The following is a 14766-nucleotide window of genomic DNA, read 5'->3' on the forward strand; positions in this document are numbered from 1 at the left end:
CGCCGTGCAACTTCTAGGCGGGCTGAGTGCCCGTTACGCGAACAAACGGCAAAGCTCCAGCGCCGCTTCTTTGCTTTGGCGGACGCAGTCCGGGATGCCGACTCCGCGGAAGGCGGCTCCGGTCAGCTTCACATGGGGCATTTGCGATTCCACCTGCTTGCGTACCCCCGCGATCGTATCGAGATGCCCGACCGGATATTGCGGCATCGAATCGTTCAAGCGGGTCACTTCAGCAAACAACGGCTTCGCGTTAATGCCGTGCAGCTCGCCGATATCCTTGCGCACCTTGTCCACGAGCTCGCCGTCCGCGTACAGCAGCCGCTCTTCTTCGCCGGTTCTGCCGACGTAGCAGCGCAGCAGCACTTTTCCCTGCGGCGCGGTGTGAAGCCATTTGGACGACGTCCACGTGCATGCCGTAATAAACCGGCCTTCTTTACGCGGAATGACGAAGCCCGAGCCGTTGAGCGGATGGCGGACGTCTTCCCGGTTGAACGCCATAATGACGTTGGCAACCGAAACATAACGAATGGAGCCAAGCGCCTCCACTCCGGGAACGCCGGGAAACAACTTCGACAGCGCATATGCCGGCAGGGCAGCGATCACCCCGTCGGCCGGCAGCTTCTCGCCGTTCTCCATAACGACCGAGTAATCCGATCCTTCCCCGGTTGCGTCACCGCCCCCGGCAGCTTCCTCGTTGCGAACGACCGCCTGAACGCCCTGCCCGCTTACGATCCGGACGTCGTTCAGCTCGTCCAGCAGCGCCTCGACTAAAGTGGACAGCCCGTTCTTGTAGGTCAAGAACACGCTTTTTTGGGCGATCTCCGGCAAGCCGGCAGCGGCAGCCGCGCTTTTGCGGTTGGCCATCATCCCCTTGATGAGGCTGCCATACTTGCGTTCCGCTTCCTGAAACTGCGGGAATGTCGCTTGCAGGCTTAGCCGATGGGTATCCCCCGCATAAATGCCGGCAAGCAGGGGCTCGGCAATATGATCGAGCACTTCGCTTCCAAGCCTCCGCTCGATGAAATCGCCGAGCGATTCGTCCGCATCCCCCTTCCGAACGGGGAGCAGCAGATCCAATGCGGCGCGCGCCTTGCCTGCAACGGAGATCAGGCCGCTTTTCATGAACGGCCCGATCTCCGTCGGAATGCCGAGCACCAAGCCCGGAGGCATCGGATGCAGCTTGCCTTTATGCAAAATATACGATTGCTTGCCCTTCGGATTCGTCGCGGTCAGCTCATCCTCCAGCCCCAGCTCCCGGGTGATGTCGAGTATCGGCGTTTTGCGGGCTAGAAACGAGTCCGGGCCTTTTTCGATCACGAAGCCGTCCTGGCGCAGCGTGTGAATTTTACCGCCGATCGTTCCGCTCTTCTCCACGATCGTGACGTTGACGGGAATCCTTTTTTCGGCAAACAGCTTTTTCACGTAAAACGCGGAGCTGAGCCCGCTAATGCCGCCGCCCACAACGACGACTTGCTTGACCGATGCCATTAGCGATCGTCCCTTTCGGCTTCGGAAACGACAACGTCGCGCAGCGTTTCCATGTATAGCGGGTCGGTGTTAAGCGATTCCGTGCGCTCCAGATGCATCCCCAGTTCGGCGGCAAGCTGTTGGCATTCGATATCGACGTCATACAGCACTTCCAAATGGTCGGAAACGAAGCCGATCGGACAGATCAGCACATCCTTTACCTGCTCTTCCGCATGAATCGTCCGCAGCGTGTCCTGAATGTCGGGTCCGAGCCAAGGAACAGCCGTGCGGCCGGCGCTCTGCCAGCCGAACTGCCAGTTCGTAATGCCGCAAGCCTCCGCAACGGCCTTGGAGGAAGCCATCAGTTGATCCACATAAGGATCGCGCATCTCGAGTATTTTCTCGGGAAGACTGTGCGCCGTGAAAATGACGCGTACGGCGCCGCGGTCTTCAAATTTAGCCAGCGTATGGTTGACGCGGATCGTCAGCGCTTCGAGCAGCTTCGGATGAAGCTCGTAGCTTTTCACGAAACGGATCGGCAGACCGGCCTCGTCCGCCTTTTCCTGAGCTCTCTTGATGTAGCTTCCTACGCTCATCGCCGAGTAGTGCGGCGCCAGTACGACGCCTACCGCTTCCTTGATCCCGTCTGCAGCCATTTGCGCTATACCGTCTTCAATGAACGGAGTGGCATGCTTCAAGCCTTGGTAGCAGGTATAGGCAACGTCTTCGCCGCTACCGTTGTTCAGCGCCTCTTCCAGAGCCGCAACCTGCTTGTTCGTATTTTCGCGCAGCGGGAAAAAGCCCCCCACGATCGCTTCGTACCGGTCTACAAGCTCCTGAAGCTGCTCCGGCGACGGCGGCGAGCCTCTTCGAATATGCGTGTAGTAGGCCTCGATCTGGTCCATGCTCTCCGGCGTGCCGTAGGACATCACCAGTACCCCGATATGCCGCTTGCTCATTTCGCTACACTTCCTTTCGCATCTTGCGCCGCAATCGCCTCGCGCGAGTAGCGGTGAATGAAGCCGGTCAGCTCGTGCAGCTTCTCCAGCGAAGCTTCCGGAAACAGCCCGTGACCGAGATTGAATACGAAGCCGGGACGCTCGATGCCTTGATCGATGATGTCCTTGGCATATTTCTCGATGACCGGCATCGGAGCGGTCAGCACCGTCGGATCAAGATTGCCTTGCACGGCATAACGATCGCCGACACGGCGGCGCCCCTCTTGAATCGGTACCCGCCAGTCCAAGCCGATGACGTCGGCGTTTATCCCTTGCAAATCGGGAAGCAGCTCCCCCGAGCTGACGCCCGGGAAGTAGATTTTCGGTTCGCTTAGCGGCTTCAATTCGTCAAAAATACGGCGAATCGTCGGCAGCACGAATTCCCGGAAATCGGCCGGCGACAACGCGCCGACCCAGCTGTCGAACAACTGAACGGCTTTCGCTCCTGCGGCAATATGTGCTTTCAGGTAGGTAATCGCCATATCGCCGAGCTTCTGCATCAAGGAGTGCCATACGGCCGGCTCGCTGTACATGAGCGCTTTCGTTTTCAAATAGTTTTTGGAAGGTTTTCCTTCGATCAAATAGCTTGCAATCGTAAACGGTGCACCCGCGAACGAAATCAACGGAACCTTCAGCTCGCGGTCCAATATCCGGATCGTCTCCAAAATGTGCGGCAAGTCTCCCTCGACATCGATCGGACGCAGCCTTTCGACGTCCGCAGCGGACTGGATCGGATTATGAATGACCGGTCCGATGTTTTTGACGATATCGAAATCGATTCCGATCGATGCGACCGGATTCATGATATCGGAATACAAAATCGCCGCATCCACCCCCAGCTTGCGGATCGGCATCAGCGTTACTTCGGCGGCAAGCTCCGGCTGCTTGCAAATCTCAAGCAAGCTGTACTTTTCTTTAATCTTGCGGTAGTCGGGATCGTACCGGCCGGCCTGTCTCATATACCAGACCGGAACCGTCTCCGTCCGTTCCTTGCGGCATGCTCGAATAAATGTATCGTTGTAACTCACTCAAATCTCCTCATTTCCATAGATCCAATACTTTTTATTATGCCCGTTTTAGGAGAGTGCAACAACCCGAATCCCGTACAGAAACCGACAAAAGTATGACAAAGGGAATACCCCTCACCCGTAAAAAAACGAGCTGCGGTCAAGGCGACAACGTTCGCGATTGCTCGCCGCCTAATCCCACACTCGTTATAAAACTCGTTAATTGCCCGGCTTTCGCTCGCCGTCATTCCGCTAGCCGCTCCACGAGCCGGTGCGTCGGAAGCGTCAGATCCGCGCGTATCCCGCATGCCTCCGGATCGTTCAAGCAGGTAAGAAAATGATCGACAACTCCGGCAAAGCCTCGCCGTTCAAGCACCGTATCCCAGCTGCCGAAAGTTCGCTGGAGCGGAGCCGCTCCCGCCGCATACAGCTGGGCAAGCTCCATATTCAACACCTCGGCGGAACGTCCGCTTCCGTGCAGCTCCAGCTTCTCCATGTCGGCGCCGGCCGTGCGCACCATTTCGTACTTGCCGAGCCTCCCGGCATAATCGCCGAATGCAAGCATGCCCGCGGCGTCAAGCAGCCTTCCGCTCCCGTCCGCGCGTAGTCTTTTGCCTATGATTTCGGCATCCGGGCCTCCAAGCCACAGGAGCAGATCGAGCATATGAATCAAATCGTCATAGATGGTCCGCTTGGCATCATGTTCCTGCAGCTTCGTCCGGTGCTTGAACGCGCCGCAGCTGTCGATCCCGCCGGCTTCCTCCACCCATGCTTTGGCCACTTGATACATGGGCGCATAGCGGCGGTTAAAGCCGACGGCCAGCAGCATCCCTTTGGCTTCCGCATAAGCCGCCATCTCTTCCGACTCTCCGATGTTGTAGGAGAGGGGTTTATCGACGTAAACGGCCGTACCGCTTCGCAGGCAAGCCATCGCAATATCGCGGTGCGTTTCCGTCGGGCTGTGTACGAATACGGCATCCAGCCCGAGGGCGAGAAGCTCGTCCAGCCTTGTTGTGCCGAACGGGATGCGGTACGTCGCTTTCGTCCGTTCCACCGTCGCGGCCGACGCGCTCATCACGCCTGCAAGCTCAACCGTTTGATGCTGGGAAAGAAGCGGCAAATACACCTTGCGCGCGATATCTCCGATGCCGATCAAGCCGATGCGCGACCGTTTCACGTCAAGCTCACCCCTTCAGCCATTTGGCGACGTCCTTCGCAAAGTACGTCAGAATCATATCTGCACCGGCACGTTTAAAACCGGTCATCATTTCGAGAACGATTGCTTCTTCGTTGATCCAGCCCTTCTCCGCCGCAGCCTTCACCATCGAATATTCCGCGCTGACATTGTACACGACGACCGGCAGATCGAAGCTGTCCTTCAGCATGCGGACGACATCCAAATAAGCAAGCCCCGGCTTGACCATCAGCATGTCGGCACCCTCAATCACGTCGGATTCGGCTTCGCGCATCGCTTCGCGGACGTTGGCCGGATCCATTTGATACGTTTTGCGGTCGCCGAACTGCGGCGTCGAATGCGCCGCATCGCGGAAAGGTCCGTAGAAAGCCGAAGCATATTTCACCGAATAAGACATGATCGGGACATGCTCGAAGCCCGCTTCGTCCAGTCCGGTACGAATCGTGTGCACGAAGCCGTCCATCATATTGGAAGGCGCGATCACGTCTGCGCCGGCGCGAGCCTGCGAAACCGCGGTTTTGACAAGCTGCTCCAGCGAAAGATCGTTGTCGACCGTCGCGCGGTTCATCACCGGATCCACATGAATGACGCCGCAATGGCCGTGGTCGGTAAACTGGCACAGGCACGTATCCGCTACTACCAGCAATTCCGGGTGCATGCGCTTGATCATGCGCGTCGCTTGCTGGACGATTTCCTCATCGTCGGAGGCAGACTTGCCTTCCGCATCCTTGTAAGCCGGAACCCCGAACAGCAGCACCGCTTGAATCCCGAGAGCGTCGATTTCTTTTAATTCCTCTTCCAGCGTATCCAGCGAAAAATGATAGACGCCCGGCATCGACGGAATTTCCTCTTTTACTCCCTTGCCGTGAGTGACGAAAATCGGATACACCAAATCATTTACGGTAACTTGATTTTCTCTTACCAGATTGCGCATCGCCTGAGATCCTCTCAACCGGCGGTGGCGTACTACGGGGAATGCCATCGATATTACCTCCTGCTGATTCTGATTGTCATGCTGACTCTATAGGATGAGACTATAAAAAACGGGATAAGTTCATTCGTCCGTGCGTCCTTCGGCTCCGGCGCTCTTCTTTACGGGCAGCGGCGCGGCGGCAAGCGCCTGCACCAGCGACTCGATCGTCGCTTCTTCCGCTACGGCCTGCACGGTAAGCCCGGCATTACGCGCCGTTTCGGCCGTGATCGGACCGATGCACGCGAGCGTGAGACCCGCCAGCAGCTCTTGCGGCCGCTCTACGCCCTTCTTGGCTAATATGGCCAGAAGATTCGTCACCGTCGACGAGCTCGTAAACGTTACGGCGTGGATGGAACCTGCTTCCAGCATCGCGATGATCTCGCCGACTTCCTCCGCTTCGGAAAGCACCGTCTCGTACACATCCGCTTCCGTAACATCGAGACCGACCTCGCGCAGCTTGCCTGGAAGCCATTTTGCGGCAATATCCGCCCGCGGAAGCAAAACGCGCTGTCCTGCGGCCAGCATCGGCTCGAGCGCCTCGAACAACGAATCCGCCTGAAATTTTGACGGCAGCGACTCGGCAATGATGCCGCGCTCCAGCAAGCTTTCCGCCGTTTTGGGCCCTACGGCGGCTATCCGTGCCTTATGCATCTGCCTGACGTCGATGCGCAGCTCCTTCAGTCGCCGGTAAAAGTACTCGACGCCGTTCACGCTCGTAAAGATGACCCAGTCGTACCGATCCAAATGCGCAAGCGCATCATCCAGCTTTTGCAGCGTCGCCGGATCGATCGGCTGACGCATCTGCACGACCGGAAATTCGACGGCTTCTCCGCCGAGTTCATCGATCCGCTCCGCCAGCTCGCTAGCCTGGCTCCGCGAACGGGTAACCATGATTCGTTTGCCGAAAAGCGGCTTATGCTCGAACCAGGCGAGCTTCTCGCGCAGCCGTACGACTTCGCCGACAATAATGACGGCCGGCGATTGAAAGTTCGCTTCCCGTACCTGCTCCACGATCGTCTCAAGCGTTCCGACGAGCGTTTCCTGCTCCATCCACGTCCCCCAGCGGATTAGGGCCACGGGCAGATCGGCCGGCTTTCCGCATCTTAACAGCTGATCGCGAATATTCGCGATGTTGGCCACGCCCATCAAAAAAATGATCGTCCCGGTAGCGGAAGCAAGCTTCGCGTAGTCGATATCGGAATACGTTTTATTGTTGTACTCGTGACCCGTCACGATTGTAAAGGACGACGTAAAGTCGCGGTGCGTTACCGGAATACCGGCGTAAGCGGGCACTGCGATGGCGGATGTGATGCCGGGAACGATCTCGAAACGAATGCGGTTGTCCGCAAGCAGCTCCGCTTCCTCGCCGACCCGTCCGAACACGCAAGGATCGCCGCCCTTAAGGCGCGTAACCGTCTTCCCTTGCACGGCCAGATCGACAAGCAGCTGATTGATTTCGCTCTGCTTGAGCATATGCTTGTCCGGCAGCTTGCCGACGAATATTTTCTCGGCGCCGTCCTTCATATGCTTGAGCAACTGCGGGCTCGCAAGCCTGTCGTACACGACGACGTCGGCTTTCCGAATCGCTTCAAGCCCACGGAGCGAAATGAGCTTCGGATCTCCCGGTCCTGCGCCAACCAAATAGACGATTCCTGTACCGTTCGCCATGAATGGAAACCTCCTAAGTCCTCTCTTCTCCGAAGAAAGGATCCTTACCTAATTAAGATTGAGCCGTCGCTTCTGCGAGCATCCGGTCCGCCCCCCGCATGATCATAAACTGCGCGAGCTTATCGCCCAGCCGCTCGGGATCGCTGCCCGAGACTGTCTCGCGCAGCAGCTCGCCGCTGACTGCTGAGCCGACGATGCCTGTCAGCGTCAAAAGCCGTGCCGAAGACTCGCCTTCTTGCGCGGGCTCCAGCCGGGCATAGGCGCCGATCGGCACCTGACAGCCGCCCTGCAGCGTACGGAGATAGCTTCGTTCAGCCTCTACGCAGCGCGCTGTCTCGTCATCCGTAAACTTGCCGAGCAGCTCCAGCATGAACGTATCGTCGCCGCGGCATTCGATGCCGAGCGCCCCTTGGCCGACAGCCGGAATACAGAGGTCCGCCGGCAAATATGCCGTAATCCGGTCCTTCCAGCCCATCCGGTGCAAGCCTGCCGCCGCGAGCAAAATGGCATCGAAGCCTTCCTCTTCCAGTTTCCGGATCCGCGTATCGATATTGCCGCGGATCGATTCGATCTGAAGATCGGGCCGATGATGCTTAAGCTGACTTGCGCGCCGCAGGCTGCTCGTTCCGACCTTCGCTCCCACCGGCAGCTCGTCCAGCGTCAAATAGCCTTGACGCGAAATCAGGCAGTCGCGGGGATCCTCGCGTTTGGGCACAGCCCCGATAACCAGTCCGTCAGGCAGCTCGGCCGGCATGTCCTTCATGCTGTGTACGGCCATATCGATTTCGCCGTCTAGCAGCGCTTGTTCGATTTCCTTCACGAACAAGCCCTTGCCTCCTACCTTTGACAAGGTAACATCCAGTATTTGATCGCCCTTCGTCACGATTTTGCGAACGGCAAACTCGCATTCGATTCCATCCCTCTTGCAAATGTCCTTTAGCTGCTCAATGACTTGATTCGTTTGCGTCAGCGCCAGCGCGCTTTGTCTAGTGCCTACTACGATTGTCCGCATTGTCTGAACCCCCATGTCTAAAATCCCCTCAAAGCGATGTCAGTCCAACGAAACCGTTCTGCCGCAGCAAACGGATAGCTGATTCCTAGCGCTTTGCGTAGAGTTTTCCAAATCCTTAACTAGCGAAAATGCCCGGCTCCCGCAGCCGATACCGCTAGAGCCAAGCTTCCAAACCGAACGATTCCGGCTCCGCCTCGAGTTTATGCATCAGCTCGCGGCGAAAGGACTCGAACTCGCCTCTGCGGATACGTTCCAGCAGATCGATCCTGACAATCTCTCTTGCAAGCGCGTGCCTATGCTCAGCATCTTTGACCAACTGCCGTACTTTCAAACGGAATTCGCTTAAGAAATCGAGATACGTCGCATACTCCGGTCCGTACTCGTCTTTCAGCTCCCGCACCATATCCCGCGCTAGCGCAGGGCTTGCGCCGGACGTGGAGACGGCTACCTGCAGCTTGCCGCGGGTGAACGCGGCAGGGACGATAAAGCTCCCCGTTTCCGGCCGGTCGACTACGCTGACCAGCCGTCCGGCATCCCTTGCCTCCGTACAGACCTTTTCATTCACGTCCTCGACGTTGGAAGCGGCGATAACGAGTAACGCCCCCTCCGTGTCGCCCGGTTCAAAGCCCCTCAGGAGGACGGTTATTTTGCCTGCTGCCGCCCATTCTTCAATCCGGTTCGTCAGCGCAGGGCTGATCACGGTCACATTCGCTTTAGACGCAAGCAGCGATTCGATCTTTCTTTCGGCAATCGTTCCTCCGCCTACGACGACGCAGCGTTTGCCGGTTATGTCGAGCATGACCGGATAATACATACCGGCGCCATTTTCGTTCACAGTCGCTCACTTCCTCGCTTGCCTAACGGCCTCATAACCAATGGTGAAACGATGACATGTAGTTCGTCAAAATCATATTCAGCAGCACGATGCCGAACGCATAGAGGTTCCAGAGCGCAAGCCGGTTGCCCGCGGGCTGAAAAAACTGCCGCATGATATAGTAATAGAAATAGGCGGCAAGCACGACAAGCGAATTGATCACCTTCGCATCAAGCAGCAGCAAGGCGTTCCCCTGCAGCAGCACCCATACGATGCCAAGCGCCAGCGCCGCAACGAGCAGCGGGATTCCGCTTATGGAAGCGCGAAACGCATACATATCGATTTTCTCGAGACTCGGCAGCCGTTTGACTGCCTGCGACCACTGCTTGCCCTTCAGCCGGCGGTGCAGAAACAAGTACATGCCGGAGAAAACCGCCGCTACCGTAAAAGCCGCATAGGCGGCAACGGCTAGCGAAATATGGACGAACAGCAGCTCGTCGTCGATTTCCCACCCTTCCCGGCTGGGCACCATCTCCGGATTGCCGAACACGTTAAGGGCGAGCGCCGCGAAACCGCCTATATTAATGATAAATACGAAGAGCTCTATTCTCAGAAACCGGCTGATAATAAGCGACAGCGTCAAAATAGCCCAAGCAAACAACAACAGCGTTTCCGTTTTCGTGAATGCGGTCAGCAGCTCATGACTGTACAAATGGGACGCCAGGTAGAACGATTGCAGCACCCATACAAAAACAAGCAGCCCCGTTCCCATCCGTTTGGCGCTCCGATTCGCTTTCGCGAAGTCGGAGAAGTAAAACAGCAGGCCCAGGGCGTATATGTAAAGGATCGCATCAAATAGCCAGGTCTGTTTAACCATGCGTTCCTCCTCTATAGATCCCCCATAAAGTGAAGCGAGATCTTCGTAGCTTAATCCTAGTACTTTACGGGGAGCCCCGAAACCCTTCCCCACAAAGTGAAGTGAGGCCTTCGCAGCTTATTCCGAGTACTTTGCGGGGAGCCCCGAAACCTTTCCCATAAAGTGAAGCGAGATCTTCGTAGCTTAATCCTATTACTTTACGTGGAGCCCCGAAACCTTTCCCCCGACCAGCTCCCCCGTTATGGTCTAACCAGCATTTCCGCTCCGGCTAAGGAACGAATATCGATATGCGGGTCGTCCGCTTGAATGGTGACGGCTTGACGAACGGTAACGGCGGCAATCCGCTCTTCCGCCTCCCGGCTCTCGGCATTCTTTTTCTCCTCAAGCAGCGCCTCCAGCGCGAAAAACTGGGTAAACATCGCAAGCGCCTCGTCGCCCTTTTTCTCGCCCGCCATTTCTTTGACGCGCTGAATCGGGTCGCGAAGCATTTGCGTCACAATGCTTTTGGTCAGCTTGCGAATGACCTTCACCTGACGCTCGTCGAGCTCCGGCAGCTTATTCAGCATACTTTCGAGCGTTTCCTCGTGAATGCGGTTCGCCTTCGTCTGCAGGGCATTAATGACCGGGCCCATCCCGATCATTTTGTACCACTGATCAAAAGCAGCGATCGCTTCCGCGATCATGCCTTCGATTTTGACGGCCTCTTTCCTGCGCTCCGCCAAATTGCTGTCCACAATCGAATGCAGATCGTCAATATCGTACAAATAAACGTTAGCCAAATCGCTGATCGTCGGATCCAAATCCCGCGGAACCGCAATATCGATCATGAACAACGGACGCGATTTTCTTTTTGGCAAAACCCGCTGAACGTCCGCTTTCGTCAGAACAAGCTGAGAAGCCCCGGTGGAGCTGATGACGATATCGGCTTCGGCGAGGCATGCCGGAAGCTGCTCCATAGAGCACGCGATTCCGTGAAACTTACCCGCCAGTTCTTCCGCACGGGCGCTCGTCCGGTTTACGACCAGCACCTTGCGTACGCCGCCTGCATGCAAATGCTTAGCCGTCAGCTCGCTCATTTTGCCTGCGCCGATAATGACGACCGTTTTATTCGCATAGCTGCCGAAAATACGTTTGCCAAGCTCTACCGCCGCATAGCTGACGGATACCGCATTTTCGCCGATCGACGTTTCCGAGTGAGCCCGCTTCGCAAGCGTAATGGCTTGTTTGAACAGGGTGTTAAACAACGTCCCCGTCGTTTTCTCCTGCTGCGCAAGCAGGAAGGCGTCACGCACTTGGCCGAGAATTTGCGTTTCACCGATGACCATGGAATCGAGCCCGCTCGTAACGCGGAAAAGATGCTCGACCGCTTGACCGTCCTCATAAATATATAAATGCTTATTGAAATGGTGGCGCGACACGCCGAACCAATTTTCCATAAATTCGCGAATATAATGACCGCATAAGGTCATCCGGTCGACAACTGCATAGATTTCCGTTCTGTTGCAGGTGCCCACAATTACACATTCGAGGATGCTGTTCGTTTGTCGCAGCTTTTGCAGTGCGGAAGCAAGCTCTTCTTTCATAAAAGCAAACTTCTCGCGAATTTCGACAGGAGCTGTCCTATAGTTTAGACCGACCGCGATGATATGCATTGTGTTCACCCTCCTTTCGCAAACCTAATTATAGCACAGAATCGTACTAGTCCCACCGCAATCTATGAAAAAAGTATGAATTTAATGCTTCTGTACGTCCCGGAGTTGTTCGACAATCGCCTTATCCGTCTTCTTCAGTTTGTCGTTTTGGGACGAAATCACGCTGCCTCCGGAGGACATCAGCTTGGCGTAGTCTTCGTTCATCGTTTTATACAGCTTGCCTGCAGCTTGAATCGTCTGCACTTCCTCCGCTTTTAACGCGCGCTGCCCGGCAATTTGCAGCCTGACGATATACTGCAGCAGCTGCTGCATCGACGCAAGCTCGGACAAACGATCCCCTTCCGCCATGACCAGCCTTTCGTGGGTGTAGTTCGCCGAATAAGCCGCTTGCTTGAGGGCATTGAGCTCATCCGTATTTTTTGCCTTTTCGGCCTCCGTAACCGCATTCGCGAGCAGTTCCATTTGGAATTGAGACACCTGAAACAGCAAATGTGCTGCATCTTCATGCCCTTCCTCGCCCTTCTTCCCGCCGGAAAGCTGGAGCAGCGTTACTAAAATCACGAAGCCGGCCAAAAGCCATACGAACAATTTCCCGATACGTAGCTTTCCCATTTCATTCCCTCCGCATCCACCAATATCCCCACAAACATTTCGCACTTATCGTCTGCGGCGCCTCAATAGGAACTGCCTGGCTAATGAGGCTACTGGTTTCATTGTATGGACACGGATCAAAACAAATAACCATGGATTGCTCCATGGTTAGGTTCTCCGCTCTATAAGGAAAACTTTTAATCGCCGTCGGTTATTTCACCATTTCGGCTTGACGGATCGCAGGCGTTTCTACCTTCAGCTCGCCGAGTCCACGAATGAGCTTCTTCGCGTGTACCGTCTCTGGCTTCAATACCGATATCATATAATCGATAGCCAGCTGAGGATCAACCGTTTCACCGCAAGTATAGCAATCAAGTGCGGCAAAACCTCTCTCAGGATACGTATGAATCGAGATATGGCTTTCCGATAACATAACTAAGACCGTTGCGCCTTGTGGTTCGAATTGTTTGGCTTGAACCGACAATACGGTCGCGCCACAAACCTCAGCAGCTTCTACCATTTGTGCTTGCAGCCATTCCGCGTTGTTGAGAAGGTCAAAATTGACTCCCCAAGTGTCTACGGCAACGTGGCGCCCGAAAGTTGAGTATTCCATCTTCCGGTTCCCCCTTCCTAGGAATAAAATTGTTTGATTTCATCCGCTAGGACCTACGTCATTCACTTCTCGAGGGAATAATCTCTCGCAACATTACATGTCCTGAGTGAATCCTGGTTCCTATAAAGTTTTCAACGAAGATAAAAATAACATCTATTGACCGGAAATGCAATACTTTTTTTTGTAAAGCCAGCTTTTGACACCCGCTGAACAGCATATGCCGGCCTGACGCCGAAAGTGCCTGATTCCGCACATTTTCACCCTAAAATAAAGGTATTTATCACGAATTGCCCTTCCATAAAAACAATAAGACCCGCTCTAGGCGGGCCGCTGCGTTCAACAATTTGTCATAATTCCCATGCATTCACATCAACGCTATGTTTAGTTAAGCTTCCAGTACGAACAAACGGTGCGCGAGCATTTTGAGGTGCTCGTCGATCGCGTCTTTCTCTCCGCTTTGGTTGCGCAAATCAAGAAAATGGTCGATTTCGTACCAAATCTTCTGGATTTCACGCTCGGCTTCGCTGCGACGGAACATTCGTTCAAATTCTCCGATCGTATCTTTGTACTCGTATACGATCTTCTCCTGATTTCCTTTAAGCTCGACGATTCTCACAACAGTTCCTGCGGCATACTGGTACACCATGGTGTAACCGGTATAGATGCGATTGACGATCGCACTGCCTTTAAAATCGGATAAAGCCTTACGCATTAGATTGACGAGGTTCGGATTCGTAAAACGGCATGAGCCTTCAAACACATACTTTCCCATTTTGCGCTCGAATGACAACGCAATTTGATCGCCCGGGCGGTCCATAAACACGACTTCTTGGCTTCCGTTTTCCAGCACTTTTACTTGCAAAAGATTCTGATGCCCTTGAAACATCGCAATAAACCTCGACATTTCCGCTTCCGTTAACTCCAGGCAGGTTTTGACGTATTCGGTCGCTAACCTTTGCGCCATAAAAATCCCTCGATTCTGTTTTTCAAGCCCTTTGAAACCTTTACACTTATCATTATACTACAGGCTGCATCAATATTCCTGCAACGAATTCTGACGATTCAGGCAAATTCGCTGAAAAAACCGCTTTTAGTATCGAGAATATCGCCATAACCTTATGTTTCCGTTTCGATTCCTCCGTCTCCCTTGGATATGGATGGGGAGTTCTCTTTATTTTACTGCAATTCTCGCCTATCTGCAAAATATCTCCGTATTCCTACTCCCAAACTAAAGAGAGCTTTCCGCGACAGAACAAAGGACCGTCCGCATGGTATACGGCACAGTCCAATATTCATGGCTATCTCTCGTCGCCGAGCTTAAACGATGTGTACGAGCTCCTTGAAAAGAACGGTATCTCCTTCTTGCGGCGATGTAGGCACTCCGCCCACGCTGTTCAGGCCGAAATGGTTCGCCACGACGTTCGTGACGCTGGATAGTAAAATAACCACTTCATAATGAAAATTAACCGCAGAAATGTTCGTATTGAAGGAACGGAAAGAATTGGCTGCTATCGTTTGTGCCACGCTCGACAATACGACCGGACTGTTCTGGTTGTTCCAGCTGAACACGACAACTCTTACTTGGACAGGCGAAGAACGGCGGTTTACCACCTCCGTATGGGAAAACTCCGTATTTGCATTCTTGTTGATGATTCCGGTAGTCAGTGTCACTACATTCTCGATATCGGCATGCTCCTGCAGCGACTTGACGTATACGGCGACCTTCTTTTTGATCGCTTCCTTTCTAATCGAGTTGACTCGCATAGTCGGACGCTTATTGGTTCTCATTTTAGCGAACTCCTCCTTATACATTTCTATTTCTAGTAAATGCAGAAGAGAGTCCGTTTGCTAGGACGAATTGCACCTATTAATAGAAAAAGCGCCGAAACGGCTCTGTGC

14 protein-coding genes are annotated in these 14766 nt (G+C 54.6%); all 14 read right to left on the reverse strand.

The features are described 5' to 3' along the window. Nucleotides 1–33 precede the first annotated feature (33 nt). On the reverse strand, nucleotides 34–1488 hold the full coding sequence (hemG, locus tag ACKGJP_RS26145; protein ID WP_409341718.1) for a protoporphyrinogen oxidase: 1455 nt from the start codon (nucleotides 1486–1488) through the stop codon (nucleotides 34–36). Then, nucleotides 1488–2426: a ferrochelatase gene (gene hemH, locus ACKGJP_RS26150; RefSeq protein WP_409341719.1), complete on the reverse strand. Its 939-nt coding sequence runs from the start codon at nucleotides 2424–2426 to the stop codon at nucleotides 1488–1490. The genes hemG and hemH overlap by 1 nt, the downstream gene beginning before the upstream one ends. Beyond that, a complete protein-coding gene (hemE, locus tag ACKGJP_RS26155) occupies nucleotides 2423–3493 on the reverse strand; it encodes a uroporphyrinogen decarboxylase (RefSeq protein WP_409341720.1) in 1071 nt (356 codons plus the stop codon). Before hemE ends, hemH begins: the two co-directional genes overlap by 4 nt. A gap of 223 nt (nucleotides 3494–3716) precedes the next feature. After that, nucleotides 3717–4649: a Gfo/Idh/MocA family protein gene (locus ACKGJP_RS26160; protein ID WP_409341721.1), complete on the reverse strand. Its 933-nt coding sequence runs from the start codon at nucleotides 4647–4649 to the stop codon at nucleotides 3717–3719. Nucleotides 4650–4656: 7 nt separating this feature from the next. Continuing rightward, nucleotides 4657–5649 carry a porphobilinogen synthase gene (gene hemB / locus ACKGJP_RS26165; RefSeq protein ID WP_409341722.1) on the reverse strand — a complete coding sequence of 331 codons (993 nt, stop codon included), beginning with the start codon at nucleotides 5647–5649 and terminating at the stop codon, nucleotides 4657–4659. Between the two features lie 72 nt (nucleotides 5650–5721). Continuing rightward, entirely contained in the window at nucleotides 5722–7308 is a 1587-nt protein-coding gene (gene cobA, locus ACKGJP_RS26170; RefSeq protein ID WP_409341723.1) for a uroporphyrinogen-III C-methyltransferase, read from the reverse strand. Between the two features lie 52 nt (nucleotides 7309–7360). After that, nucleotides 7361–8320 carry a hydroxymethylbilane synthase gene (hemC, locus tag ACKGJP_RS26175; RefSeq protein WP_409341724.1) on the reverse strand — a complete coding sequence of 320 codons (960 nt, stop codon included), beginning with the start codon at nucleotides 8318–8320 and terminating at the stop codon, nucleotides 7361–7363. Nucleotides 8321–8474: 154 nt separating this feature from the next. Further along, nucleotides 8475–9155, reverse strand: coding sequence for a bifunctional precorrin-2 dehydrogenase/sirohydrochlorin ferrochelatase (locus tag ACKGJP_RS26180; RefSeq protein ID WP_409341725.1), 681 nt, complete (start codon nucleotides 9153–9155; stop codon nucleotides 8475–8477). Nucleotides 9156–9186: 31 nt separating this feature from the next. After that, complete coding sequence (gene ccsA / locus ACKGJP_RS26185) at nucleotides 9187–10011, reverse strand: cytochrome c biogenesis protein CcsA (protein WP_409341726.1); 825 nt, start codon at nucleotides 10009–10011, stop codon at nucleotides 9187–9189. 239 nt (nucleotides 10012–10250) lie between these two features. Continuing rightward, entirely contained in the window at nucleotides 10251–11663 is a 1413-nt protein-coding gene (hemA, locus tag ACKGJP_RS26190; RefSeq protein WP_409341727.1) for a glutamyl-tRNA reductase, read from the reverse strand. A gap of 81 nt (nucleotides 11664–11744) precedes the next feature. After that, nucleotides 11745–12275, reverse strand: a complete 531-nt coding sequence (locus tag ACKGJP_RS26195; protein ID WP_409341728.1) for an S-adenosylmethionine decarboxylase — start codon at nucleotides 12273–12275, stop codon at nucleotides 11745–11747. A 190-nt stretch (nucleotides 12276–12465) separates the two neighbouring features. After that, entirely contained in the window at nucleotides 12466–12867 is a 402-nt protein-coding gene (gene speD / locus ACKGJP_RS26200) for an adenosylmethionine decarboxylase (RefSeq protein WP_409341729.1), read from the reverse strand. Nucleotides 12868–13252: 385 nt separating this feature from the next. Continuing rightward, entirely contained in the window at nucleotides 13253–13831 is a 579-nt protein-coding gene (locus ACKGJP_RS26205; protein WP_409341730.1) for a non-ribosomal peptide synthetase module, read from the reverse strand. A 353-nt stretch (nucleotides 13832–14184) separates the two neighbouring features. Continuing rightward, on the reverse strand, nucleotides 14185–14655 hold the full coding sequence (locus ACKGJP_RS26210) for a hypothetical protein (protein WP_409341731.1): 471 nt from the start codon (nucleotides 14653–14655) through the stop codon (nucleotides 14185–14187). Nucleotides 14656–14766: the final 111 nt, after the last annotated feature.

Source organism: Paenibacillus litoralis (assembly GCF_046244365.1).
Classification (GTDB): Bacteria; Bacillota; Bacilli; order Paenibacillales; family NBRC-103111; genus Paenibacillus_V.

Coding starts and splice junctions, on each gene's coding strand:
- hemG (WP_409341718.1), bottom strand. CDS start 1,488: ATGGCATCGGTCAAGCAAGTCGTCGTTGTGGGCGGCGGCATTAGCGGG.
- hemH (WP_409341719.1), bottom strand. CDS start 2,426: ATGAGCAAGCGGCATATCGGGGTACTGGTGATGTCCTACGGCACGCCG.
- hemB (WP_409341722.1), bottom strand. CDS start 5,649: ATGGCATTCCCCGTAGTACGCCACCGCCGGTTGAGAGGATCTCAGGCG.
- cobA (WP_409341723.1), bottom strand. CDS start 7,308: ATGGCGAACGGTACAGGAATCGTCTATTTGGTTGGCGCAGGACCGGGA.
- hemC (WP_409341724.1), bottom strand. CDS start 8,320: ATGCGGACAATCGTAGTAGGCACTAGACAAAGCGCGCTGGCGCTGACG.
- ccsA (WP_409341726.1), bottom strand. CDS start 10,011: ATGGTTAAACAGACCTGGCTATTTGATGCGATCCTTTACATATACGCC.
- hemA (WP_409341727.1), bottom strand. CDS start 11,663: ATGCATATCATCGCGGTCGGTCTAAACTATAGGACAGCTCCTGTCGAA.
- ACKGJP_RS26195 (WP_409341728.1), bottom strand. CDS start 12,275: ATGGGAAAGCTACGTATCGGGAAATTGTTCGTATGGCTTTTGGCCGGC.
- speD (WP_409341729.1), bottom strand. CDS start 12,867: ATGGAATACTCAACTTTCGGGCGCCACGTTGCCGTAGACACTTGGGGA.
- ACKGJP_RS26205 (WP_409341730.1), bottom strand. CDS start 13,831: ATGGCGCAAAGGTTAGCGACCGAATACGTCAAAACCTGCCTGGAGTTA.
- ACKGJP_RS26210 (WP_409341731.1), bottom strand. CDS start 14,655: ATGAGAACCAATAAGCGTCCGACTATGCGAGTCAACTCGATTAGAAAG.